Annotated in this window: 15 protein-coding genes and 1 pseudogene; 11 read left to right on the forward strand and 5 right to left on the reverse strand. The window is 74.9% G+C overall.

The genetic code is table 11. From position 1 onward, the window contains the following. The 4 genes from H505_RS45545 to H505_RS48250 all read left to right on the forward strand — a co-directional run. Positions 1–4,216, forward strand: a 4,216-nt coding sequence (locus tag H505_RS45545; protein WP_157433207.1) for a non-ribosomal peptide synthetase, incomplete at its 5' end; no start/stop codon positions are given. A gap of 14 nt (positions 4,217–4,230) precedes the next feature. After that, entirely contained in the window at positions 4,231–5,343 is a 1,113-nt protein-coding gene (locus tag H505_RS0131495; RefSeq protein WP_051301389.1) for a methyltransferase, read from the forward strand. Between the two features lie 22 nt (positions 5,344–5,365). After that, positions 5,366–7,663 carry a peroxidase family protein gene (locus tag H505_RS0131500; protein ID WP_034520808.1) on the forward strand — a complete coding sequence of 766 codons (2,298 nt, stop codon included), beginning with the start codon at positions 5,366–5,368 and terminating at the stop codon, positions 7,661–7,663. A 151-nt stretch (positions 7,664–7,814) separates the two neighbouring features. After that, positions 7,815–8,411 (forward strand): hypothetical protein, encoded by a 597-nt coding sequence (locus H505_RS48250; RefSeq protein WP_051301390.1) that lies wholly within the window; start codon positions 7,815–7,817, stop codon positions 8,409–8,411. A gap of 47 nt (positions 8,412–8,458) precedes the next feature. Here the strand turns inward: H505_RS48250 and H505_RS45555 are convergent, their stop codons facing one another. Together H505_RS45555 and H505_RS0131515 are read right to left on the reverse strand one after the other, a co-directional pair. Next, complete coding sequence (locus H505_RS45555; protein ID WP_034520810.1) at positions 8,459–9,742, reverse strand: sensor histidine kinase; 1,284 nt, start codon at positions 9,740–9,742, stop codon at positions 8,459–8,461. Positions 9,743–9,751: 9 nt separating this feature from the next. Continuing rightward, positions 9,752–10,405, reverse strand: coding sequence for a response regulator transcription factor (locus H505_RS0131515; RefSeq protein WP_026405150.1), 654 nt, complete (start codon positions 10,403–10,405; stop codon positions 9,752–9,754). A 423-nt stretch (positions 10,406–10,828) separates the two neighbouring features. Here H505_RS0131515 and H505_RS0131520 point away from each other — a divergent pair, with 423 nt between their 5' ends. The 4 genes from H505_RS0131520 (at position 10,829) to H505_RS0131535 (ending at position 14,802) form a co-directional block, all read left to right on the forward strand. After that, on the forward strand, positions 10,829–11,962 hold the full coding sequence (locus H505_RS0131520) for an RND family efflux transporter (RefSeq protein WP_125611127.1): 1,134 nt from the start codon (positions 10,829–10,831) through the stop codon (positions 11,960–11,962). Further along, positions 11,959–12,723, forward strand: a complete 765-nt coding sequence (locus H505_RS0131525) for an ABC transporter ATP-binding protein (protein ID WP_084551042.1) — start codon at positions 11,959–11,961, stop codon at positions 12,721–12,723. Before H505_RS0131520 ends, H505_RS0131525 begins: the two co-directional genes overlap by 4 nt. After that, positions 12,720–13,919, forward strand: coding sequence for an ABC transporter permease (locus H505_RS0131530; RefSeq protein WP_026405153.1), 1,200 nt, complete (start codon positions 12,720–12,722; stop codon positions 13,917–13,919). The genes H505_RS0131525 and H505_RS0131530 overlap by 4 nt, the downstream gene beginning before the upstream one ends. Before the next feature lie 79 nt (positions 13,920–13,998). After that, positions 13,999–14,802 (forward strand): alpha/beta fold hydrolase, encoded by an 804-nt coding sequence (locus tag H505_RS0131535; protein WP_026405154.1) that lies wholly within the window; start codon positions 13,999–14,001, stop codon positions 14,800–14,802. A gap of 371 nt (positions 14,803–15,173) precedes the next feature. On the opposite strand, the gene H505_RS52545 is transcribed toward H505_RS0131535, so the two are convergent. From H505_RS52545 to H505_RS0131555, 3 genes are all read right to left on the reverse strand, one after another. After that, the gene (locus tag H505_RS52545; protein ID WP_034520815.1) at positions 15,174–17,612 is read right to left on the reverse strand and encodes a glycosyltransferase family 39 protein; all 2,439 of its coding nucleotides are present in this window, start codon (positions 17,610–17,612) and stop codon (positions 15,174–15,176) included. After that, complete coding sequence (locus H505_RS45565) at positions 17,609–18,907, reverse strand: bifunctional glycosyltransferase family 2/GtrA family protein (protein ID WP_051301392.1); 1,299 nt, start codon at positions 18,905–18,907, stop codon at positions 17,609–17,611. Before H505_RS45565 ends, H505_RS52545 begins: the two co-directional genes overlap by 4 nt. A 78-nt stretch (positions 18,908–18,985) precedes the next feature. Then, positions 18,986–19,702, reverse strand: coding sequence for a response regulator transcription factor (locus tag H505_RS0131555; protein WP_026405156.1), 717 nt, complete (start codon positions 19,700–19,702; stop codon positions 18,986–18,988). A gap of 128 nt (positions 19,703–19,830) precedes the next feature. On the opposite strand from H505_RS0131555, the pseudogene H505_RS52820 reads away from it, so the two are divergent. From H505_RS52820 to H505_RS0131570, 3 genes and pseudogenes are all read left to right on the forward strand, one after another. Beyond that, positions 19,831–20,250: pseudogene (locus tag H505_RS52820) on the forward strand (GAF domain-containing protein); the annotation flags it as partial. A gap of 454 nt (positions 20,251–20,704) precedes the next feature. Next, entirely contained in the window at positions 20,705–22,123 is a 1,419-nt protein-coding gene (locus H505_RS0131565) for an FAD-binding oxidoreductase (protein WP_245592676.1), read from the forward strand. Positions 22,124–22,165: 42 nt separating this feature from the next. Further along, positions 22,166–22,936: an SDR family NAD(P)-dependent oxidoreductase gene (locus H505_RS0131570; protein ID WP_026405159.1), complete on the forward strand. Its 771-nt coding sequence runs from the start codon at positions 22,166–22,168 to the stop codon at positions 22,934–22,936. Positions 22,937–22,956 lie beyond the last annotated feature (20 nt).

Here is a 22,956-nt window from a genome sequence, read left to right on the forward strand (position 1 = left end):
GCTTCCCGTCACCCGCAACGGCAAGGTCGATCGGGCCGCCCTTCCCGCCCCGGACTTCGCGGGTCTGGCCGGTGATCGGGCACCGGCGACCCCGACCGAGGAGGTCCTGTCGGGACTGTTCGCCGACGTCCTCGGCTTGGACCGGGTCGGGGTGGACGTCTCGTTCTTCGAGCTCGGTGGTGACTCGCTCCTGGCGATGCGGTTGATCTCTCGTGTGCAGGCGGTGCTGGGTGCGGAGATCGGCATTCGTGAGCTGTTCGGGTCGCCGACGGTCGCGGGGTTGGCGCGGCTCGCTGATGAGGCGCGTGGGGCGGGCGTGCGTCCGGCGCTCGTGGCTCGGGAGCGTCCGGAGGTCGTGCCGCTGTCGTATGCGCAGCAGCGGATGTGGTTCCTGAACCGGCTGGAGGAGGCCGGTGCGGGTGCGGGGTACAACGTGCCGCTCGCGCTGCGCCTGACGGGCGACCTCGACGTCGCGGCGCTGGAGGCGGCCCTCGGGGACGTCGCCGACCGCCACGAGACGCTCCGCACTGTCTTCCCCGAGAGCGCGGGCGTTCCGCGGCAGGAGATCCTGGACGGCGGGGACGGCCGTCCCGTCCTGCGGGTGGACGAGGTCGCGGAGGGCGACCTGGCGGACGCCGCGACCGTCGAGATGGAACGCGGGTTCGACCTCACCCGAGAGCCGCCGTGGCGGGCGCGGCTGCTGGTGCCGTCGTCCGGCGAATCCGTCCTGGTGATCACGGCGCACCACATCGCGGTGGACGGCTGGTCGATGGGCGTCGTCACCCGCGACCTGGGGGCCGCGTACGCGGCCCGTGTCCGGGGCGAGGCGCCCGGGTGGGAGCCGCTGCCCGTCCAGTACGCCGACTACGCCCTCTGGCAGCGGGACGTCCTGGGCGACCCCGACGATCCCAAGAGTCTTCTCGCCGAGCACATCGGGCACTGGCGCGAAGCGCTCGCCGGCCTCCCCGAGGAACTGGCGCTGCCCGTCGACCGGCCCCGGCCGTCGGCGGCGACGTTCCGCGGCGCGATCGTCCCGGTCGGGACGGACGCCGAGGTGCACCGCCGCCTCACCGAGTTGGCGCGGCGGCACGGCGTGACGATGTTCATGGTGGCGCAAGCCGCGGTCGCGGTGCTGCTGTCGAAGGTCGGTGCGGGCGACGACGTCCCGATCGGCACGGCCGTCGCGGGACGCGGCGACGCGGCGCTGGAGGACCTGGCCGGTTTCTTCGTCAACACGCTCGTGCTGCGGACGGACGTGAGCGGCGACCCGTCGTTCGCCGAACTCCTCGACCGCGTCCGCGACACCGACCTCGCCGCCTACGCGCACCAGGACGTCCCGTTCGAGCGGCTCGTGGAAGACCTCAACCCGCCGCGCTCCCTCGCCCGGCACCCGCTCTTCCAGGTGATGCTGACGCTTCAGAACCTGCCGCAGGGCGACGGCGACCTCGACCTCGCGGGCGTGCGCGCACGTCCGTTCGCCGGGGACGAGCCGGGCGAGCAGGCGGCCAAGTTCGACCTGTCGTTCAGCCTCACCGAGCAGCGCGACGCGGACGGGTCCCCGGTTGGGATCGAAGGCGGCATCCAGTACGCGGCCGACCTGTTCGACGACGCCACCGCCCGCGCGCTCGCCGCACGCCTCGAACGCGTCCTCGAGCAGGGCGCCGCCACCCCGGACGCGCCCGTCTCCGATATCGACGTGCTGGCGCCGTCCGAGCGCCGGCGGGTGGTTGAGCAGTGGAACGCCACCGCACGTCCCGTGCCGGGCGGCTCGCTGGTGGAGCTGTTCGAGGCGCAGGCGGCGCGGACGCCGGGCGCGGTGGCGGTCGTGTCGGGGGACGGCGGCGTGTCGTGGACGTACGCGGAGCTGAACGCCCGCGCGAACGGCGTCGCGAAGACGCTCGCGGGTCGAGGCGGTTCGCTGGTCGGCGTCCGCATGCGGCGGTCGGCCGACCTGCTCCCGGTGCTGCTCGGCGTCCTCAAGGCGGGTGCGGCGTACGTCCCGCTGGACGTTTCGCATCCGGAGGAGCGGATCGCGGCGGTGATGGCGGAGGCCGGGGTGTCGGTCGTCATCACCGACGCCGACGAGTTCGAGCCCGTCGAAGAGAACCCGAACGTCCGCATCGCACCCGGGTGCCTCGCGTACGTGATGTACACGTCCGGGTCGACGGGTGTGCCGAAGGGTGTGGCGGTCACGCATGCGAACGTGGTGGCGTTCGCACTGGACGCCGCTTGGCGCGAGGACGTCGTCCAGTGCGTGCTGGTGCAGGCGAACCATGCGTTCGATGCGTCGACGTACGAGATCTGGACGCCGCTTCTGCGGGGCGGTCGTCTGGTGGTGGCGCCGGATGGCGATCTGGGCGCCGCCGAACGCGGACGGCTGATCGCCGAGCACGGCGTCACGAACGTGCACGCGACCGCTGGCCTGTTCCGGGTGCTGGCCGAGCAGTCCCCGGAGATCTTCGCCGGTGTCCGCGAGGTGTCGACCGGCGGCGACGTCGTGTCGTCCGCAGCGGTCCGCGCCTTGCTGGAAGCGCACCCGGACCTCGTCGTCCGGACGACCTACGGGCCGACCGAGACGACGGCGTTCGCGACTCACCTGGCCTTCACGTCTCCCGACGACGTCCCGTCCACGGTGCCGATCGGGACGCCGATGGACAACACCCGCGCCTACGTCCTGGACGAGTCGTTACGCCCGGTTCCGCCGGGTGTGGCCGGTGAGCTGTACCTCGCCGGGTACGGCCTGGCGCGCGGGTACGCGTCCCGCCCGGCCCTGACGGCGGAACGGTTCGTCGCCAACCCCTTCGACACCACCGCCCGCATGTACCGCACCGGCGACCTCGCCCGCTGGACGTCCGACGGCCGGTTGGCATTCGCGGGGCGCGCCGACGAGCAGGTGAAGATCCGGGGATTCCGGATCGAGCCCGCCGAGATCGAAGCCGTCCTGACCAGCCACCCCGACGTCCGCCAGGCCGTCGTCATCGCCCGAGAGGACATCCCCGGCACCAAGCGGCTCGTCGCCTACATCATCGGAAACCCCGGCGGCGACGGCTCCGGCCTTCGCGAGTTCGTCGCCGACCGACTCCCCGAGTACATGGTCCCGGCCGCGTTCGTCCCGCTCGACGCCCTCCCGGTCACCCGGAACGGCAAGGTCGATCGGGCCGCCCTGCCGGTGCCCGCCCTCGCCGGTGCCGGGGCCGGGCGGGAGCCCGCCGACCGGGTGGAGGAGATCCTCTGCGCCCTGTTCGCGGAAGCGCTCGGTATGGACCGGGTCGGGCCGGACGACTCGTTCTTCGGCCTCGGCGGCGACTCGCTGCTCGCGATGCGGCTCATCGCCCGGATCCGGGCGGTCCTCGGCGCCGAGGTGGGGATCCGGGGGTTGTTCGCGGCGCCCACGCCCGCGGGTGCGGCCGAGGCCGTCGCGGCGGGCGGCGGCTCGGCGGGCGACTTCGATCCGCTGCTGCCGCTGCGCCCGGACGGTGACGCACCTCCGCTGTTCTTCGTCCATTCGGGCGGCGGGCTCGCCTGGAACTACGCGGAGCCCGCCCGGCATCTGCCGCCGGGACGCCCGGTCTACGGGATCCAGGCGCGGGGGCTCGACGGGACGGCGGAGCCGCCCGCGAGCATCGCGGAGATGGCGGCCGAGTACGCGGAGCTCGTCCGCGCCGTGCAGCCCGCGGGTCCGTACCATCTCGCCGGCTGGTCGTTCGGCGGGGTGGTCGCCCACGCGGTGGCGACGCGGCTGCAGGAGCTCGGGGAGCGGGTCGGGCTGCTGGCGATCCTCGACGGCTACCCGCACGACGGCCCCGCCGCCGGAGCCGAGCGACCCGCCGGGGGCCCGCCCGCCGGCCCGCCGGGCGGCGAGGTGCCGGCGCTGGCGGCCGTGCAGCGGATCGCCGACAACAACGTGCGGCTCGCGGCCGAGCACGAGCCCGGGGTGTTCCGGGGGGACGTCGTGCTCGCGGTGGCGACGCGCGCGCGGCCCCGGCACCTGCCCGCGGACCGCGCGGCGGAGGTGTGGCGGCCCTACGTGACCGGTGCCGTGGAGACGCATCCGGTGGACGCCGACCACCACGGCCTGCTCGCGCCGGAGCCCGCCGCGCCGATCGGGCGGCTGCTGGCCTCGAAGCTCACCGAGGACGGCGCCGCCGACCCCGCCGACGACCGCACCGACGATCTCGCCCGGGAACCCGCCGGGAACGACGAGCGACCCATCTAACGTCAGGAGACGGAGTGTCACAGAACACGTCCTTATCGAACAAAGCGGAACCGGACAGATCGGGATCGGGGTCGGGCGGAGCGAAGGGGGCCGGGCGGGAGCGCGACGTCGTCGACGACGCGGACCCGCGGGCGCTGATCTGGGATCTGCTGCGCGGCCAGTGGCGGTTCTCCGCGCTGTACGCGTTCGTGGAACTCGACGTGGCGGGCGCGCTCGGCGACGGGCCGCTGACCGCCGGGGAGCTGGCCGAGCGGCTGGGGGTGGACCGGGTCGCGGTGGGGCGGCTGCTGCGGACGGTCGCGGCGCTGGGCGTCGCGCGGTCGGTGGGCGGGCCGGAGACGCCCCGGTACGCGCTCACCGCGGCGGGGGACTCGCTGCGCGCGGACGCGCCCGGCTCGATGCGGTCGGTGTCGCTGCTGCAGGGAGCGCCCGTCCTGCTGGACGCGATGGAGTCGCTCGCGGACGCCGTGCGGCAGGGGCGCTCGTCCTTCGCGGCGCGGTTCGGGTCGTTCTACGGGTGGCTCGCCACCGACGCCGACGCGCGGCGGCACTTCGACGTCTTCATGACGACGCGGTCCCGCGCGATCGCCGACGCGGCCGTGGCCGCCTACGACTTCGCCGGGATCGGGACGCTCGCCGACATCGGCGGCGGCAAGGGGACGGTGCTCGCGACGGCGCTGCGGGCGACGCCCGGCATGCGCGGAATGCTGCTGGACCTGGAGCCGGTGATGGCGGGCGCCCGCGCGTTCCTGGCGGCCGAGGGGGTCGCGGACCGGTGCGAGCTGGTCGTCGGGGACTTCTTCCGCGCCGTGCCGCGCGCCGACGCGTACCTGCTGTCCAACATCGTCCACAACTGGGACGACGACGACGCGCTGCGCATCCTCGGCAACATCCGCCGGGAGCTGCCGGCGGACGGGCGCGTCCTGCTGCTGGACATGCTGCTGCCCGAGGACGACCGGCCGCATCTCGGCAAGGAGATGGACATGCGGCTGCTGGCGCTCTACGACGGCGGCCGGGAGCGGGGCGAGCAGGAGTACCTGGCGCTGCTCGGCAAGGCGGGGCTGCGCACCGAGCGGGTCGTCGAGCTGCCCAACGCGCTCAGCCTGGTCGACGCCCGGCCCGAGTGACCCGACCGGTTGAGGAGTGCGGATGAGACCGACGTACGCCGCCGGCCGGCGGCGCGTGCGGCGGGCGCTGGCGGCGCCGCTCGCCCTGGTGCTCGGCGGCGGCCTGGTGGCCGTCGCGGGCACGCCCGCCGCGCTGGGCGCCTTCGACCCGGGGCGGCAGAGCCTGGACGGCCGCGGCAACAACCCGCGGCACCCCGACTGGGGCCGCGCCGGGACGAATTACGCGCGGGTCGCGCCGGCGCGGTACGCGGACGGGCGGGGCGAGCCCGTGACCGGGCCGAACGCCAGGACCGTCAGCAACCGCGTGTTCAACGACGAGTTCTTCGACGAGAACGGCGCCGGCTTCTCGGTGAACATCTTCTCCGAGCAGCAGCTCAGCCAGTGGGCGTGGGCGTGGGGCCAGTTCGTCGACCACGAGATCGGGCTGCGCAGCGGAGTGCTGCGCGGCGACCCGCAGGGGGAGCGGGCGGACGTGCCCGTGGACGGCGCCGACCCGCTGGAGACGAAGCAGGATCCCGCGGTCGTGAAGTTCACCCGGTCGACGCCCGCCCCGGGCACCGGGACGGGGCCGGAGAACCCTCGGCAGCAGATCAACAACGTCAGCTCCTACCTCGACGGGTCGGCCGTCTACGCCACCACCGCGGAGCGGCTGGAGTGGATGCGGGAGGGCCCGGTCGACGGGAACCTCGCCGACAACGGGGCCCGGCTGCTGCTGCCGGGCGGTCACCTGCCGCGCCGGGACGCGCGCGGCGACGTCGCGGCCGCGCCCGAGGTGGAGCTCGGCGGGGAACTGCTCGCCGACCCGGGGAAGGCGGTCGTCACCGGGGACCCGCGCGCCAACAACAACACGGCCGTCACGGCGGTGGAGACGCTGATCGCGCGGGAGCACAACCGGATCGTGGACCGGCTGCCGGACGCGCTGAGCGAGGAGGAGAAGTTCCAGATCGCCCGGCGGGTGGTCATCGCGAAGGTGCAGTACATCACCTACACCGAGTTCCTGCCCGCGCACGGGATCGACCTGCCCCGGTACCGGGGGTACGACCCGTCGGTGGACGCGACGCTCGGCAACGAGTTCGCCACCGTCGGGTACCGCATCCACAGCATGATCCACAGCGGGTTCCCGATGGAGACGGAGCGGTCCCGGTACACGGAGGAGCAGCTCGAGAAGTTCCGCGAGATGGGCTTCAACATCGACCCGAGCGACGACCCCGCCAAGGTGAAGATCCAGTTCACGCTGGCGCAGTCCCGGGACAACCCGATGATCATTCCGGTGATCGGGCTCGGGCCGTTCCTGCAGGGGCTCGGGTCCAAGGCGCAGTACCACAACGAGGAGCAGATCGAGCGGGAGCTGCGGGACGTCCTGTGTTCGGCGCCCGACGCCGAGCCGCGCTGCGTCTTCGACCTGGGCGCGCTCGACCTGGAGCGGGGCCGCGACCACGGCATGCCGTCCTACAACGCGATGCGGCGCGCCTACGGGCTCCCGCCGAAGCGGGCGTTCACCGAGATCACCGGGGAGACGACCGCGGAGTTCCCCGCCGATCCGCTGCTCACGGCCGGGGACGAGATCAACGACCCGGACGCGATCGACTTCGTCCGCATCACCAACCTGTTCGGCAGCCGGGTCGGGCCGGAGAACCATTTCGAGGATACCGGCGCCGTGTCGTTCGCGCGGCGCACCACGCTCGCCGCGCGGTTGAAGGCCCTGTACGGGTCGGTGGACCGGCTCGACGCCTACATGGGGATGCTCGCCGAGAAGCACGCCGGCCCGGAGTTCGGGGAGCTGCAGCGGGCGATGTGGAGCCGGGAGTTCCGGCGGCTCCGCGACGGCGACCGGTTCTTCTACGGCAACCAGGCGCCGGTGCTCGAGCAGATCAGGAAGCGCTACGGCGTCGACTTCCGGGAGAACCTCGGGGACCTCGTCGCGAACAACACCGACGTCGCGCGGTCGGACCTGGCGGGGAACGTGTTCTTCGCCAAGGGCCAGGTGCCGCCGGAGCGCTGCATGGTGCGGTACCGGACGACGGAGCGGACCGGCACCGGCTCGGGGACCTTCGCGGCGGAGCTGCGCGTCACCAACCTGTCGCGGCGGCCGCTCGACGCCTGGGCCGTCCGGTTCCGGTACGGGGACGGGCAGGAGATCACCGGCGTGACGGGCGGGACGGCCGCGCAGAACGGCGCCGACGTGCCCATTTCCACCCCGCCGGGAGGCGGTGCGATCGCGCCCGGACGAAGTCGCGTGATCGAGATATCCGGAAAGTGGCGGGATCGCAATACCGACCCGTCGGCCTTCTCTCTCAACACCACGCCGTGCCGTTCCTGACGGGCGGCGATCAAGGAAATCGAAAGAACGGTGCGGGCGCCGGAAATTGGGGGGAATGCGAGGTTTTCTCGCTGATACCTTCCCGCAACCGCACGCCCGATAGAACGAAAGTCAGAACCGATTCAGCGATCTCGACGAGAGGTGCGACGACATGCAGACGGATACCGACCGCGGCGAGGGGCGCGCCGCCGCGCGGCGGCCGCGCCGCCTCCGGCCGCTCGTGACGATGGCGGCGGCGGTCGCGGCCGTCGGGCTGCTGGCGGGCGCCTGCGGCGACGACGGCGGCGAGGGCGGCACCGGTGTCGCCGCCGCCACCCCCGGGGCCGCGGGCCAGCCGAAGACCGGCGGCGCCGGCGGCGGCGGGGGCGACCCCCTCGCCTACGCCAAGTGCATGCGCGACAACGGCGTCGCGGACTTCCCCGACCCCGACTCGGACGGCCGGCTGGCCATCGACGGCAGCAAGGTCGACATGGACTCGCCGGCGTTCAAGGCGGCCCAGGAGAAGTGCAAGGAGTTCGACCCGCCGCCCCCGCCGGAGCCCGCGGCGGACCGCAAGGCGGCGCTCGAATACGCCAAGTGCATGCGCGAGAACGGCATCCCCAACTTCCCGGACCCGGACGCCCAGGGCAAGACCGACATCGACGCGAGCACCGGCATCGACCTCGACGGCGCGGCCTACAAGAAGGCCGACGAGGAGTGCAAGAAGGTCCTGGTGCACGGCGGCAAGAAGGTCGGAGGCGGTGGGTGACCACCGGCACCGTGCGGGACCCCGGCGCGCGCGACGGCGCGCCGGGGTCAGCCGGCGGCCGCCGGGGCGGACGCGTCCGCGGGCGTGCGCGCGCCGCCGGCCGCCGCGGCCGGGGCGGGCAGGAAGCGGAGCGTGACCGTCAGCCCGCCGCCGGGGCGCGGCTCCGCGCGCAGGTCCGCGTCGTGGGCGGTGGCGATGGCCTGCACGATGGACAGGCCGAGGCCGAGCCCCTCGCTGCGCCCGGTGCGTTCGGTCCCGAGCCGCTGGAACGGCATGAACAGCCGCTCCAGCGCGTCCGGCGGCACGACCGGGCCGGTGTTCTCCACCGTCAGGACGGGCCGGTCCCCGTCCATGCCGGTGGCGACCGTCACCCCGCCGTCCGGGACGTTGTGCCGCAGCGCGTTGTCGACCAGGTTGATCACCAGGCGTTCCGCGAGGCCCGGGTCGCCCGCCGCGACCGCCTCGCCGAGGGCGGCGTCCAGAGTGACGCCGCGCCGCTCGGCCTCCGCGCGGCGGGCCGCGACGACCTGCCCGGTCAGCCGGTCGAGCGCGACCGGCACCCGGCGCTCGATGCCCGCCTGCCCGCGGGCCAGCGTGAGCAGCGCGGCGACCAGCCGCTCCTGGTGCCGGCCCGCGGCGATGACCCGCAGGTGCGCGTCCCGCAGCGACTCCACGGTCGCGTCGGGGTCGGCGAGCGCCACCTGCGACAGCGTCCGCTGCCGCGCCATCGGGGTGCGCAGCTCGTGCGACGCGTTGGCGACGAACCGGCGCTGGGCCTCGAACGCGGCCTCCAGCCGGGCGAGCAGCCCGTCGATGGTGTCGCCCAGGTCCTTCAGCTCGTCGGTGGGGCCGGGCAGCGCCAGCCGCTCGTGCAGGTTGGTGGCCGAGATCTCGCGGGTCGCGGCCGTGATGACGCGCAGCCGCCGCAGGATGCGGCCGGCGACGGCCCAGCCCAGCCCGATCGACGCCAGCGACATGATCCCCAGCGCGATGCCGGACTGGACGAGCTGCGTCCGCCGCTGCCGCTCCTTCTGGTGCCGGGCCAGCGCGGCGATCTGCCGGTCGTCGATGTCGTCCGGCGGGGTCAGCCCGCGGTTGCCGGTGTCGCTGTCGTCCCGCTGTGCCGGGCCCCGCTTGCGCGGCGGGTCCCGCATTTCCTTGATCGACGTCGTGATGCCGTCCTCGCCCTGGTAGAAGTACACGCCCTGGGTGGCGCGGTCCACGAGAAAGAAGGTGATGCCGAGCGTGACCGCGCCCGACAGCAGGAAAAGCGCGCCGTAGAGCAGCGTGAGCCGGAGCCGGACGGTGTTGCGGGGGAGTCGGAACCGCATGGGCGTCCTTCAGATTCGGTAGCCGGATTTGGCCACGGTTTCGATGACCGGCGGGTCGCCGAGCTTGGCGCGCAGCCTGCTGATCGTCACCTTGACGGTTTTGGTGAACGGGTCGGCGGACTCGTCCCAGACCCGTTCCAGGAGTTCCTCCGCGGACACCGCCCGCCCGTTCGCGGCGAGCAGCAGTTCCAGGACGCCGAACTCCTTCGGGGCGAGGTCGAGGGTCCGCCCGGCCCGCCGCGCCCGCCGCTGCGCCACGTCCAGCTCGATGTCGCCGTGCCGCAGCACCGGCGGCACCGCCGGATGCGCCCGCCGCGCCAGCGCGCCGATCCGCGCCATGAGGACGGGGAAGTCGAACGGTTTCGGTAGGTAGTCGTCCGCGCCCAGGTTGAGCCCGTCGACCAGGTCGTCGCTGGTCGCGGCCGCGGTGAGCATCAGCACCCGGCTGCCGCGCCCGGCCGACACGAGCTGCGCGCAGACCTCGTCGCCGTGCAGGCCGGGCAGGTCGCGGTCGAGGACGATGACGTCGTAGTCGTTGACCATCGCGCGTTCCAGCCCGGACGACCCGTCGAGCGCGACGTCGACGGCCATCCACGCCCGGCGCAGCCCCACCGCGACCGTCTCCGCCATTTCCTCGTCGTCCTCGATGACCAGTATCCGCACCGCCCCGCACCCCCGGAAAGATCATTGAGCTCCGACCGCCCGGTCCATTCGGGCCGGGCGCGCGGCGTCCGCACGCCGCGCGAATCGCCATGCTAACCGAGGCCCGGTTTCGGCAGGGTTTCAGCGCCGGAATGCCGAAGGCGGACGCTGCTTCCCGGCGGCTCACGGCACCGCCCGCCGACCGAAAGGTGCGCTTTTGTCGGCTCGCCGGAAGGGGCGGGCGCACCGGTCCGCCGCCCGAGGAAATGCGCCGCCGCCGATACCGTCCCGAAACCGCCGCCCGAGTAGAACCACATTGACATCGGAAAAGGCATCCGCCGAAGGAGAAGCAATGCGCGGCACCGAATATCGAACGCGGCCGGACGGGTCCGGCCGCGCCGCCGTCCGCAGCGGCCCGGCCCGGGACGGGGAGGAGGCATGAGCGTGACCTCCGAAACCGTGCCCGGCGAGGACGCCGCGGGCGGCCGGGACGCCCCGCCGCAGCGCCGCCGCCGGCGCCGCACGCTGCTGTCGGTCCTGGTGCTGGGCGCCGCCGGCGCGGTCGCCGGCGTCGTGCTGGTCGACCCGTTCGGCGACGAGGCCCCCGCCACCACCCGCAACGCGGCGCCGACCGGCACCGCGGCCGTCCGCCAGGGCCAGGTGTCCGCCCGCATCTCGGTCAGCGGCACCCTCACCTACGACGGCGGCTACGAGGCCGTGAACCAGGCGAGCGGCGTCTTCACCGACCTGCCGAGCACCGGCAAGGTCTACAAGGCGGGCCACACCCTGTACCGGGTGAACACCGCGCCGGTCGTGTTCCTCAAGGGGTCCATCCCCGTCTACCGCGACCTGGAGTGGGGCGACCAGGGCCGGGACGTCCGGCAGCTCAACGCCGCGCTCGTCTCCCTCGGCCACGGCAGCGGCCTCGACGCCGACTCCAAGTACTTCGGCTACGCCACCTACCTCGCCCTCCTGCGCCTGGAGGACGCCCGCGGCCTGAAGGAGGACGGGAAACTGTCCAAGGGAGAGATCGTCTACCTGCCCGCCGACCAGATCCGCGTCACCAAGCTGAACGTCGGGGTCGGCGACCGGGCCGGCGGCGGCACCGCCGTGCTGGAGGCCAGCTCGCTGCGCCGGCACGTCTCGGTGGAGCTCGACGCCGCCTACCAGTCGCAGGTGAAGGAGGGCGACAAGGTCACCATCACGCTGCCGAACCTGAAGACGACCGGCGGCGAGGTCGTGTCCGTCGGCAAGGTCGCCACCTCCGACGACGAGGAGGGCGGCGCCAAGATCAAGGTGGGGATCCGGCCGGACGACCCCGAGGCCACCGGCAGCCTGGACCGGGCCCCGGTGCAGGTGTCGATCGTCACCGACAGCGCCGACGGCGTGCTGTTCGTCCCCGTGACGGCCCTGCTGGCGCTGCTGGACGGCGGCTACGGCGTCGAGGTCGTCGCGCCCGACGGCGCCCGCCGGCTCGTCCAGGTCGAGCTCGGCATGTTCGACCAGAACAGCGGGACGGTCGAGGTCACCGGCCAGGGCCTCCAGGCCGGCCAGCGCGTCGTGGTGCCGGCGTCATGAGCGGGCCGCACGCCGGCGCGGGCGACACCGCGCTGCTGACCGGGCCCCGCTCCGGCGGCGAGACGCCCGTCCTCGAACTCGACGGCGTCACCCGGCTGTACCCGGGCGCGTCGCCCGTCGCGGCGCTGGCCGGGGTCAGCTTCACCGTGAACCGCGGCGAGCTCGTCGCGATCGTCGGGCCGTCCGGGTCCGGCAAGTCCACGCTGCTGAACGTGATGGGGACGCTCGACCGCCCCACGTCCGGCGTCATGCGCATCACCGGCACGGACGTCGCGCGGATGAGCGACCGGGACCTCGCGGCGCTGCGCGCCACCCAGATCGGGTTCGTGTTCCAGCAGTTCTTCCTCGCCGACCACACCACCGCTCTGGAGAACGTCGCCGACGGGCTGCTGTACGCGGGCGTCGGCCGCGCGGCGCGCCGCAAGGCCGCGGCGGAGGCCCTCGACCGGGTCGGGCTCGCGCACCGCGCCGGGTTCCTGCCGTCCAAGATGTCGGGCGGCGAGCGGCAGCGCGTCGCGATCGCCCGCGCGCTCATCGGCGGCCCCGCGATCGTGCTCGCCGACGAGCCCACCGGCAACCTCGACAGCGTCAACGGCGCCGCGATCCTGTCGCTGCTCACCGAGCTGCACCAGCAGGGCGCCACCATCATGGTGATCACCCACGACCGGGAGATGGCCGCGCGGCTGCCCCGCCGGATCGAGGTGCTGGACGGCAGGATCGTCGCGGACACCGGCGCACCGGGGGAGGCGCGGCGGCGATGACCACGACCACCACGCCCGGGCGGCTGGCGCCCGCCGACCTGGCGCGCACCGCCAGCGTCGGGCTCCGCACCCGGCGGCTGCGCGCCGCGCTGTCCGCCCTCGGCATCGCGATCGGCGTCGCGTCGATCGTCGCCGTCCTCGGCCTGTCGGCGTCGTCGCAGGCCGGGCTGCTCGCCGAGATCGACCGGCTCGGCACCAACATGCTGACGGTCAGTCCCGGCGTCGACATCGAGGGCAACGAGGTGAAGCTGCCGAAGTCCGCGCCCGCGATGGTCGGCCGGATCGGGCCCGTCCAGCGGGTCCAGACGACCGGCAAGACCGACGCGAAGGTGTACCGCAGCCCGCTCGTCCCGGCGATCAACTCCAACGGCCTCACCGTCCAGGCGGCCAGCCTGGACCTGCCCGAGACCGTCCGCACCCGGGTCGCCGAGGGGGTGTTCCTCAACGAGGCCACCGCGACGCAGCCGACCGCGGTGCTCGGCTACGACGCGGCCCGGCGGCTCGGCTTCGACCGCATCCGCCCCGGGCAGCGGATCTGGCTCGACGAGCAGTGGTTCTACGTCGCCGGGATCCTCGCGAAGGCCGACCTCGCCCCGGAGATCGACGCCTCGGTCCTGATCGGGTACCCGGCCGCCCAGAAGTTCCTGCGCCACGACGGGCACCCCACCACCATCTACGTCCGGTCCGACACCGAGCAGGTGAACGCCGTCCACTCGGTGCTGGCCAGGACCGTCAACCCGATGAACCCCGGGGACGTCACGGTCAGCAACCCGTCGGACGCGCTCGTCGCCCGCGCCGCCGCCGAGTCGGCGCTGAACGGCCTGTTCCTCGGCCTCGGCGCGGTCGCGCTGCTGGTCGGCGGCGTCGGCGTCGCCAACACCATGATCATTTCAGTGCTGGAGCGGAGGTCCGAGATCGGGCTGCGCCGCGCCCTCGGCGCGACCCGCGGCCACATCCGCGTCCAGTTCTTCTCGGAGGCGGTGCTGCTCGCCGGGCTCGGCGGGGCCGTGGGCGTGTTCTGCGGCGTCATGGCCACCGTCGTGTACGCGTCCATCAAGGGGTGGGCGGTGGTGCTGCCGCCCGAGGCGTGGGCGGGCGGTGTCGGCGCCGCGGTCGCGATCGGCGCGATCGCCGGGCTGCTCCCCGCGATCCGCGCCGCCCGCATGCAGCCCACCGAGGCCCTGCGCACCTCATGACCCGGCCCCCGCCGCCGGCGGGGGCCGCGTGACCCAGTCAGATCCGCCGCGCACCCCGCGCGAGGCGAAGGGACGGCCAATGCCCATCAGCGTCGTGAACGGCGTCCACCTCAGTTACGAGGAGCACGGGACGGGCGACCCCGTCGTGCTCATCGCCGGCACCGGCGCCCTCGGCCGGGTCTGGCGCGCCCACCAGGTGCCCGCCCTCAACCGGGCCGGGTTCCGCGCGATCACCCTGGACAACCGGGGCGTGCCGCCGTCGGACGTCTGCCCGGAGGGCTTCACCCTGGCCGACATGGTCGCGGACGTCGCCGGGCTCGTCGAGCACCTCGGCGCCGCGCCGTGCCGCGTCGTCGGGGCCTCGATGGGGGCGATCATCGCGCAGGAGCTCGCCCTCGCCCGTCCCGACCTCGTCGCGCAGGCGGTGCTGATGGCCACCCGGGGGCGCACCGACGCGCTCGGCGCGGCGGTCGCCACCGCCGAGCTCGAACTGTTCGACTCCGGGATCAAGCTGCCGCCCCGCTACGAGGCGGTGTTCCAGGTGCTGCGCGGCTTCTCCCGCCGCACCCTGCGCGACGAGCACACCGTCCGCGACTGGCTCGACCTGTTCGAGCTGTCCCCGCTCAGCGCGTCCCTCAGCCGGTCGCAGCTCGCGGTCGACCGGCTGCCGGACCGGCTGGACGCGTACCGCCGCATCGACGCCGAGTGCCTCGTCCTCGGGTTCGCCGACGACCTGGTGACGCCCCCGCACCTGGGCCGCGAGGTCGCCGACCGGATCCCGCGCGGCACCTACCGGGAGATCCCCGGCTGCGGGCACCACGGCCACCTGGAGGACCCCGTCGCGGTCAACGCGGCGATCATCGAGTTCTTCGGGTCCGGCTGACCGGCGAGCCGGTGCGCGCGCCCCGCACGGACGCGCGCACCGGCTCCCCGGCCGTCAGCCCTTCGACAGGTCGTACAGCGTGGCGCCGCCGACCTGCGTCGCCGGGAAGGCGGACCCGACCCGCGCGGTGATCCGCCCACGGCCCGGCCGCCGGCAGGACGAGCCGCCACAGCCGCCGCCGGCGCGGTCACCGGGTACACGAGCGCGAACACCGGCACCACCAGGAACGCCTGCAGCATCTTGGCCAGGAAACCCGTCCCCACGCAGGCCGCGGCGAACACCAGCGGCGCGTCCGGGTTGTTGAACCGGAACATGAGCGCCGCCACCGGCGTCAGCGCCTCGGAAGTGTCGAGGTCATGGTGGTCCTCCCGTCAGCCGAGCCGGTAGAGCCCGGCGCCGGACGACGCGGACGACGAGTCGGAAGAGGTCGACGCGGTGCCGCCGTACTCGCTCGGCTGGACGAGCGTCCCGTTCTCCTGCACCCACGCGGTGACGTCCGCGTCGCCGCGTCCGCCGGGACCGCCCATGCCGCCGCCGACGACGATGTACCGCAGCTCGCCGTCCGCGACGAGCCGCCGGAGCTTCTCGACGGTCATCGCGGGATCGCTTCCGGTGAAGCCGCCCATGGCGATGGCCGCCCGTCCGGTCCGCAGGATGATCTGCGACGCCTCCTGCGCACTCGGCACCGCCACGAGCCACGTCGCGTCGCCCTGGTTCCGCTCCAGGTAGTCGATCATCCGCGCGTTCACGCCGCCCATGCCGGGCCCGCCGCCGAACGCCGACCGCCCACCCGGCCCACGCCCCCGCCCACCGAACCACCTACCGTCCGGGGGATAGCGCCCAGGCGCGGCGCCGTCCTGGGTGGCGCCGTCCTGGGGGGCGCCGCCGGTCCCAGCGCCGCCGGGCGCGGTGCCGCCGGTCCCAGCGCCCCCGGGCGCGGTGCCGCCGGGCGCAGCGCCGCCGGGCGCGGTGCCGCCGGTCCCAGCGCCCCCGGGCGCGGTGCCGCCGGGCGCGGTGCCGCCGGTCCCAGCGCCCCCGGGCGCGGTGCCGCCGGGCGCAGTGCCGCCGGGCGTGGCGCCGCCGGTCCCAGCGCCGCCGGGCGCAGTGCCGCCGGGCGCGGCCCCGCTTTGCGCGGTTCCGTCGGTCCCAGCGCCCCCGGTCCCAGCGCCCCCGGTCCCAGCGCCCCCGGGCGCGGTGCCGCTGGGCGCGGTGCCCCCAGATGGCGTGCCGTCGGGCGGGGGGCCGCCCTGTGCGGAGCCGTCCATGCCCGGTGGCATGCCGCGACCGCCTCCCGGGCCGCCGCCCGCGGACGGGCCCGCGAGCGGGTTCACGGCGTTCGGGGTCGTCGCGGCGGCCGACACCGCGTAGGCGCCCGGTCCGGCCAGCGCCGCGGCGAGCGCGCACACCAGCCCGGCCCGCAGGACGGGACGTCCCGGGCGGGCGGCGCGCGGGAGCCGGGCGGCCGCGAGGGCGGCGACGGCGAGGACGGCGGTCCCGGCGACGGCCCAGCGCAGCCACGGGTTCCAGCCGGGGGTGCGGCCGAGCAGGGTGACCGCCCACCAGCCGGTGACGGCGATGCCCGCCGGGAGGATCCACGCCCACGCGGCCGAGCGGCGCGAGGCGTCCAGCAGGAGGACGGCGCCGCCGCCGGTGAGCGCGGCGATCGCGGGGGCCATCGCGGTCGTGTAGTAGGGGTGGAAGGTGCCCTGCGCGAAGCTGAACACGGCGTAGTGCAGGGCCAGGGAGCCGCCCCACAGCAGCAGCGACGCGCGGGTCGCGTCCGTGCGCGGGCGGCGCAGGGTGAGGGCGAGGCCGGCGGCCAGGAAGATCGCCGCGAGCGGGAGCAGCCAGGAGATCTGGCCGCCGATCGTGTCGTTGAACAGGCGCCCGGCACCGGGCGCGCCGCCGAACCCGGCACCGCCGCCCGGCCCGCCGCCGGGGCCGCCCTGACCGAAGACGCGGCCGAGGCCGTTGTAGCCGAGGACGAGGTCCCGGGCGGTCCCGTCCGTGCTGCCGCCGATGAAGGGGCGGCGGTCCGCCGGGACGAGGTCCACGATCGCGATCCACCAGAAGCTCGACACGGCGAGGACCGCCCCGGCCGCGAGCAGGTGCAGCGCGCGCCGCGCGAGCCCGGGGCGCGCCGCGACCAGGTACGCGAGCGCGAGCGCGGGCACGATGATGAACGCCTGCAGCATCTTGGTGTTGAACCCGCAGCCGACGAGGAGCGCCGCGAGCAGCAGCGGGCGGAGCCGTCCGGTCTCGATGGCGCGCCGGGTCGCCCAGACGGCGCCGGCCAGGAACAGGAGCAGCAGCGTGTCCGGGTTGTTGTCGCGGTTGATCGCGACGGTGATCGGGGTGAGGGCCAGGACGGACGCCGCGACGAGCGCCGCCGGGTGCCCGAAGGGCCGCCGCACCGCCGCGTACAGGACGGCGACGGCGGCGACGCCCGCGGCGGCCTGCGGCAGCAGCAGGCTCCAGGAGCCGACGCCGATGACGCGGGCGAGCAGGCCCATCGCCCACAGCGCCATCGGCGGCTTGTCGACGGTGATGAAGGAGCCGGCGTCCAGGGAGCCGAAGAAGAACGCCTTCCAGCTCTGCGTGCCGCTCATGACGGCGGCCGAGTAGTACGCGTTCGCGTGCCCCGCCTCCGTCAGCCTCCACGTGTAGAGGGCGGCGGCGACGGCGAGGACGGCCCACAGCGCGGGCCGCGCCCAGCGCGGGTCGTCCGGCGCGCCGAGGAGCAGCCGCCGGACGCGTCCGCGCGCGGCCGGTGCCCGCGCGGGCGCCGGGGGGAGCGTGGTCGCGGTCATGACACCGGCCCCCCGGTCTCCTCGGCGGCGTGGGCGCCCCGCGCCCCGGAGCCCCGGGCCAGGCGGCGCGGGTGGAAGATCCAGGCGCGCATCAGCAGGAAGCGCACCAGCGTCGCCGTGCCGTTCGCGGCGACGAGCGCGGCGATCTCCACGGTGCGGGACGCGCCGGGCGCGGCGGCGTGCAGCAGGGCGAGCCCGCCCGTGCCGAGCGCCAGCCCGGTCAGGAAGGCCAGGCCCCCTTCGAGCTGGTGGCGGAGCGCCCGCCCGGGCCCGGTGACGCCGAAGGTGAAGCGCCGGTTCGCGGCCGTGTTGCCGACCGCGGTGAGGGCGAGCGACAGGGCGTTCGCCCACAGCGGCCCCATCACCAGGCGGAACAGGACGAACAGGACGAGCTGGGTGATCGTCGAGACGATCCCGACGACCGCGAACATCGGGAGCTGGTGCGCCATCCCGGCGGGCAGCCGGGGCGCGGCCCGCCCGTCCGTGCCCCTCCCCTCGACGGGCGCGCGGAACGCGCCCGTCAGCATGCGGCGGCCCACCCGCGCCATGCCGCGCAGGTCGTCCCGGGCGGTGCGCAGCACGTCGACGCGGCTGTCGGGGTCGTCCACCCAGTCCACCGGGACCTCGTGGATGCGCAGCCCGTTGCGCTCGGCGAGCAGCAGCAGCTCGGTGTCGAAGAACCACTCCTCGTCCTCGACCCGCGGCAGCAGCGCCTGGACGATCTCGGTGCGGGCGGCCTTGAAGCCGCACTGCGCGTCGCTGAACCCGGCGGCGAGCGCGGCGCGCAGCAGCAGGTTGTAGCAGCGGGAGATCGCCTCCCGGCGCGGCCCGCGCACCACCGCCGAGCCCCGGGTGAGCCGGCTGCCGATCGCCAGGTCGCTGTGCCCGGAGATGAGCGGCGCGACCAGCGGCAGGAAGGCGTCCAGGCCGGTGGACAGGTCGACGTCCATGTACGCGACGACGTCGGCGTCGCTGGTGCTCCACGCGTGCCGCAGCGCGCGGCCGCGCCCCTTGAGGTCGAGCCGGACCGCGCGGACCCGCTCGTGCTCGGACGCCAGCCGCCGCGCGACCGTCCAGGTGCCGTCCGTGCTGGCGTTGTCGACGACCGTGACGCGGAACGCGTACGGGAAGGTCTCGGCGAGGTAAGCGTGCAGCCGCCCGATGGCGGCGGCGAGCACGTGCTCCTCGTTGTGCACGGGCACGACCACTTCCACCAGCCGGCCCCGGCCCCCGCCGTCCCGGGGGGACGGGGGAGGCGCGGCGGGCGTGCCCCGTTCGGTGACTAGGTGACTCATGCCGGCCACGTTCACCGGCCCGTGTGGGAACGCCCTGAGGCGCCGGTTAAGCCCGCATGAGGATTCCCGGCGCGGTCCTCATCGGGCCGTCCGCAGCACGTACCCGACGCCCCGGACGGTGTGCACCAGCCGCGGCATCCCGCCCGCCTCCGTCTTGCGGCGCAGGTACATCACGTACACGTCCAGGGAGTTCGACGCGGGCTCGAAGTCGAACCCCCACACCGCCTTCAGGATCTGCTCGCGCGTCAGCACCTGCCTGGGGTGCGCCAGGAGCGTCTCCAGCAGCATGTACTCGGTGCGCGTCAGCTCCAGGGGGCGCCCGGCGCGCGTCACCTCCCGGGTCGCGGTGTCCATCCGCAGGTCGTCGAACGCGAGGACGCCGTCGCGCGCGGGGCCCGCGGCCGCGGCCATCCGGCTGCGCCGCAGCAGCGCCCGCACCCGCGCGAGCAGCTCGTCGAGCTCGAACGGCTTCGCCAGGTAGTCGTCCGCGCCCGCGTCCAGGCCCGTCACCCGGTCGCCGACCATGTCCCGGGCGGTCAGCATCAGGACCGGGACGGCCTCGCCGAGCGCCCGCAGCCGCCGGCACGCCGTCAGGCCGTCCATCCGCGGCATCAGCACGTCGAGGACGACCAGGTCGGGATGCTCGCGCGCCACCGCGTCGAGCGCCGCGGCGCCGTCGGCGGCCTCCGCGGTCCGGTAGCCCTCGAACTCCAGGCTCCCGGCCAGGGCCTCCCGCACGGCCGGCTCGTCGTCCACGATCAGGATCCGCGCGGCCTCCCGCGTGCCAGATTCCATGCACTCACAGTAATCACCCCGTGTCCCCTGCCGGCGCCGGGTACGGGCCTTTCTCACCGTTCTCTCAGGCAACGCTCAACGCTCTCTCACCGAAGGCCCCGGCCGCCCCGGCGGTAGCCTTCCCCCCGGTGGACACCCGTGAGCTCCAGGCGCTGTACGACCTGGCGCTGCGGCTGTCGGGCGTCCACGACCTGGACGCGCTGCTGCAGGACGTCGTCGCGCAGGCGCGGCGGCTGCTCGACGTCGACATCGCCTACCTCGCGCTGCCCGGCGACGACGGCGCCCTCACCATCGAGGTGACCGACGGGTCGCTCGGGCCGCGGCTGCGCGGCGTCCGGCTCGCGCCCCGGGTGGGCGTCGCCGGGCGCGTCGCCGACCGGGGCGAGCCGGTGCGCAGCGCCGACTACCTCGCCGACCGCGACCTCCTGCGCAGCGACGCCGTCGACCGGGTCGTCCGCGAGGAGGGGCTGCGGACGATCGTCGGCGTCCCGCTGCGGCTGCGCGGGCGCGTCGACGGCGTGCTGATGATCGCGCAGCGGAGCGTCCGGGACTTCACCGGGCGGGAGATGGCGTTCCTGACGTCGCTCGCCTCGTTCGCCTCGTTCGCCGCGTTCGCCGACGCGGCCGCGTGCGCGACCGTCCTGCGGAGCCTCGCCCGGGAGGGGGCCGGCGCCGCGCCCGCCGACCTCGGCCCCTACCGGTACCTGCTGAGCCGCTCCGGGCGCGCGGACGCCGACCGGTTCGTCCGCGCGACGCTGGGGCCGCTGCCCGACCACGACGAGCGGCGCGGCGGCGACCTCGTGCGCACGGCGGACGCGTTCCTCGGCGGCGGCCGCCGCCACACCGCCACCGCCGCGCCCTCGACGTCCAGCTCGCCCTGCGGCTGCACCGCCTCGCCGCCGACCTGGGTGGAGACCCTCCACCGAACCCCTGAGCGGGTGGGGAGAACCTGCATGGCCGACGCGCGCGGCCACCGCATAGCATCGGCTCCCGGAAAGCGAGGTGTGCCCCATTTCTTCCACGCAGGTCGACGTGCTCGCCGCGGCACTGCCCGGCGCGCGCCTCATCACCGACGCCGACGTCCTCGCGGGCCTCGGCCACGACGAGGCCGAGTGGGCGCCGGCCGGCGCGCCGGTCGCGGCGCTGCGGGCGCGCTCGTCCGACGAGGTCGCCCGCGCCGTCGCCGCCTGCGCCGAGCTGCGGATCCCCGTCGTGCCGCGCGGCGCCGGGACCGGGCTGTCCGGCGGCGCCAACGCCGTCGACGGCTGCCTCGTCCTCGACCTGTCCGCGATGGACGCCGTCGTCGAGATCGACGCCGAGAACATGGTCGCGGTCGTCCAGCCCGGCGTCGTCAACGACGACCTGAAGAAGGCCGTCGCCGAGCACGGCCTCTGGTACCCGCCGGACCCCGCCAGCGCGCCCTGGTCCACCATCGGCGGCAACGTCGCCACCAACGCGGGCGGCCTGTGCTGCCTCAAGTACGGCGTGACCCGCGACTACGTCCTCGGCCTCCAGGCCGTCGTGGGCGGGCCCGCCGGCGCCTACGGCACCCGCGTCGACCTCGGCCGCCGCACCACCAAGGGCGTCGCCGGGTACGACCTCACCGGCCTGTTCGTCGGCTCCGAGGGCACCCTCGGCGTCGTCACCGAGGTCACCCTCCGGCTCCGGCCCGCCCGCCGCGACGCGCCCCGCACCGTCGTCGGCGCCTTCGACGACATCGTCGCCGCGGGCCGCGCCGTCGCCGCCGCCACCTCCCGCGGGCTCGTCCCCGCCGCCCTCGAACTCCTCGACCGCGCCTGCCTGGAGGCCGTCGAGGAGTGGAAGCACCTCGGCATCCACCCGGGCGCCGAGGCCCTCCTGCTCGCGAGCGTCGACACGCCCGGCCCGTCCGGCGACGACGAGGCCGCCGCCCTCGCGGCGATCTTCCGGGACGCGGGCACCGCGTGGGCCGAGCAGTCCACCGACCCCGTCGAGGCCGACGCCCTGTTCGAGGCCCGCCGGCTCGCCTACCCCGCGCTCGAACGGCTCGGGCCCGTCCTGACCGAGGACGTCTGCGTGCCCCGCTCGTCCGTCCCGGCGATGCTGGCCCGCACCGGGGAGATCGGCCGCCGGCACGGCGTCCGCATCGCCACCATCGCGCACGCCGGCGACGGCAACCTGCACCCGCTGCTGATCACCCCGCCCGGCGACGACGCCGCCCGCGCCGCCGCGCAGGCCGCGTTCGAGGAGCTGCTCCGGGCCGCGATCGACCTGCGCGGCACCGTCACCGGCGAGCACGGCGTCGGCCTCCTGAAGCGCGGCGGCATGCAGCGCGAACTGCCCCTCGGCGTCCGCGCGATGCAGCACGCGGTCAAGCGGGCCCTCGACCCGCTGGACCTCTTCAACCCGGGGAAGGTCATCGGCGATGATCCCGACTTCTGATACAAAGGTCGCAAATCGTCGCAGAGTGCCCGGGAGGCCACCGTGGACGCCGAGAAGCTGCGGACCCTGTTCGACCTGACCGGACGCGTCGCGATCATCACCGGCGGCACCCGCGGCATCGGCCGCGCCATCGCCGAGGGCTTCGTCGCCGCCGGTGCGAGCGTCGTGGTCGCCAGCCGCAAGCCCGAGCCCTGCGCGGAGACCGAGGCGCACCTGAAGGCGATGGGCGGCGCGGCCCTCGGCGTCCCGACCCACCTCGGCGACCTCGCCTCCCTGGACGCCCTCGTCGACCGCACCGTCGACACGTTCGGCCGCCTCGACATCGTCGTCAACAACGCCGCGAACCCGCTCGCCCAGCCCATCGGCGGCCTCACCCCCGAGGCGTTCGCGAAGTCGCAGGACGTCAACGTCCGCGGCCCCGTCTTCCTCGTCCAGCGCGCCCTCGACCACCTCACCGAGAGCCCCGGCGCGGCCGTCCTCAACGTGATCTCCGCCGGCGCGTTCATGTGGTCGCCGGGCGTCGCCATGTACGCCGCCGCGAAGGCCGCGATGGCCTCCTACACCCGCTCGATGGCCGCCGAGTTCGCCCCCCGCGGCATCCGCGTCAACGCCCTCGCGCCCGGCACCGTCGACACCCTCATGGTCCGCAACAACCCGCCCGAGGTGCAGCAGGCGATGGCGACCGCCGCCCTGCAGAACCGCATGGCCGACCCCGACGAGATGGTCGGCCCCGCGCTCTTCCTCGCCTCCGACGCCGCCAGCTTCGTCACCGGCCAGGTCCTCCTCGCCGACGGCGGCCTCGTCCCCCACTGACCCCGCCGCACGTCGTCCGC

Origin of the sequence: Actinomadura rifamycini DSM 43936 (assembly GCF_000425065.1) — a bacterium.
GTDB classification, from domain to species: Bacteria; Actinomycetota; Actinomycetes; order Streptosporangiales; family Streptosporangiaceae; genus Spirillospora; species Spirillospora rifamycini.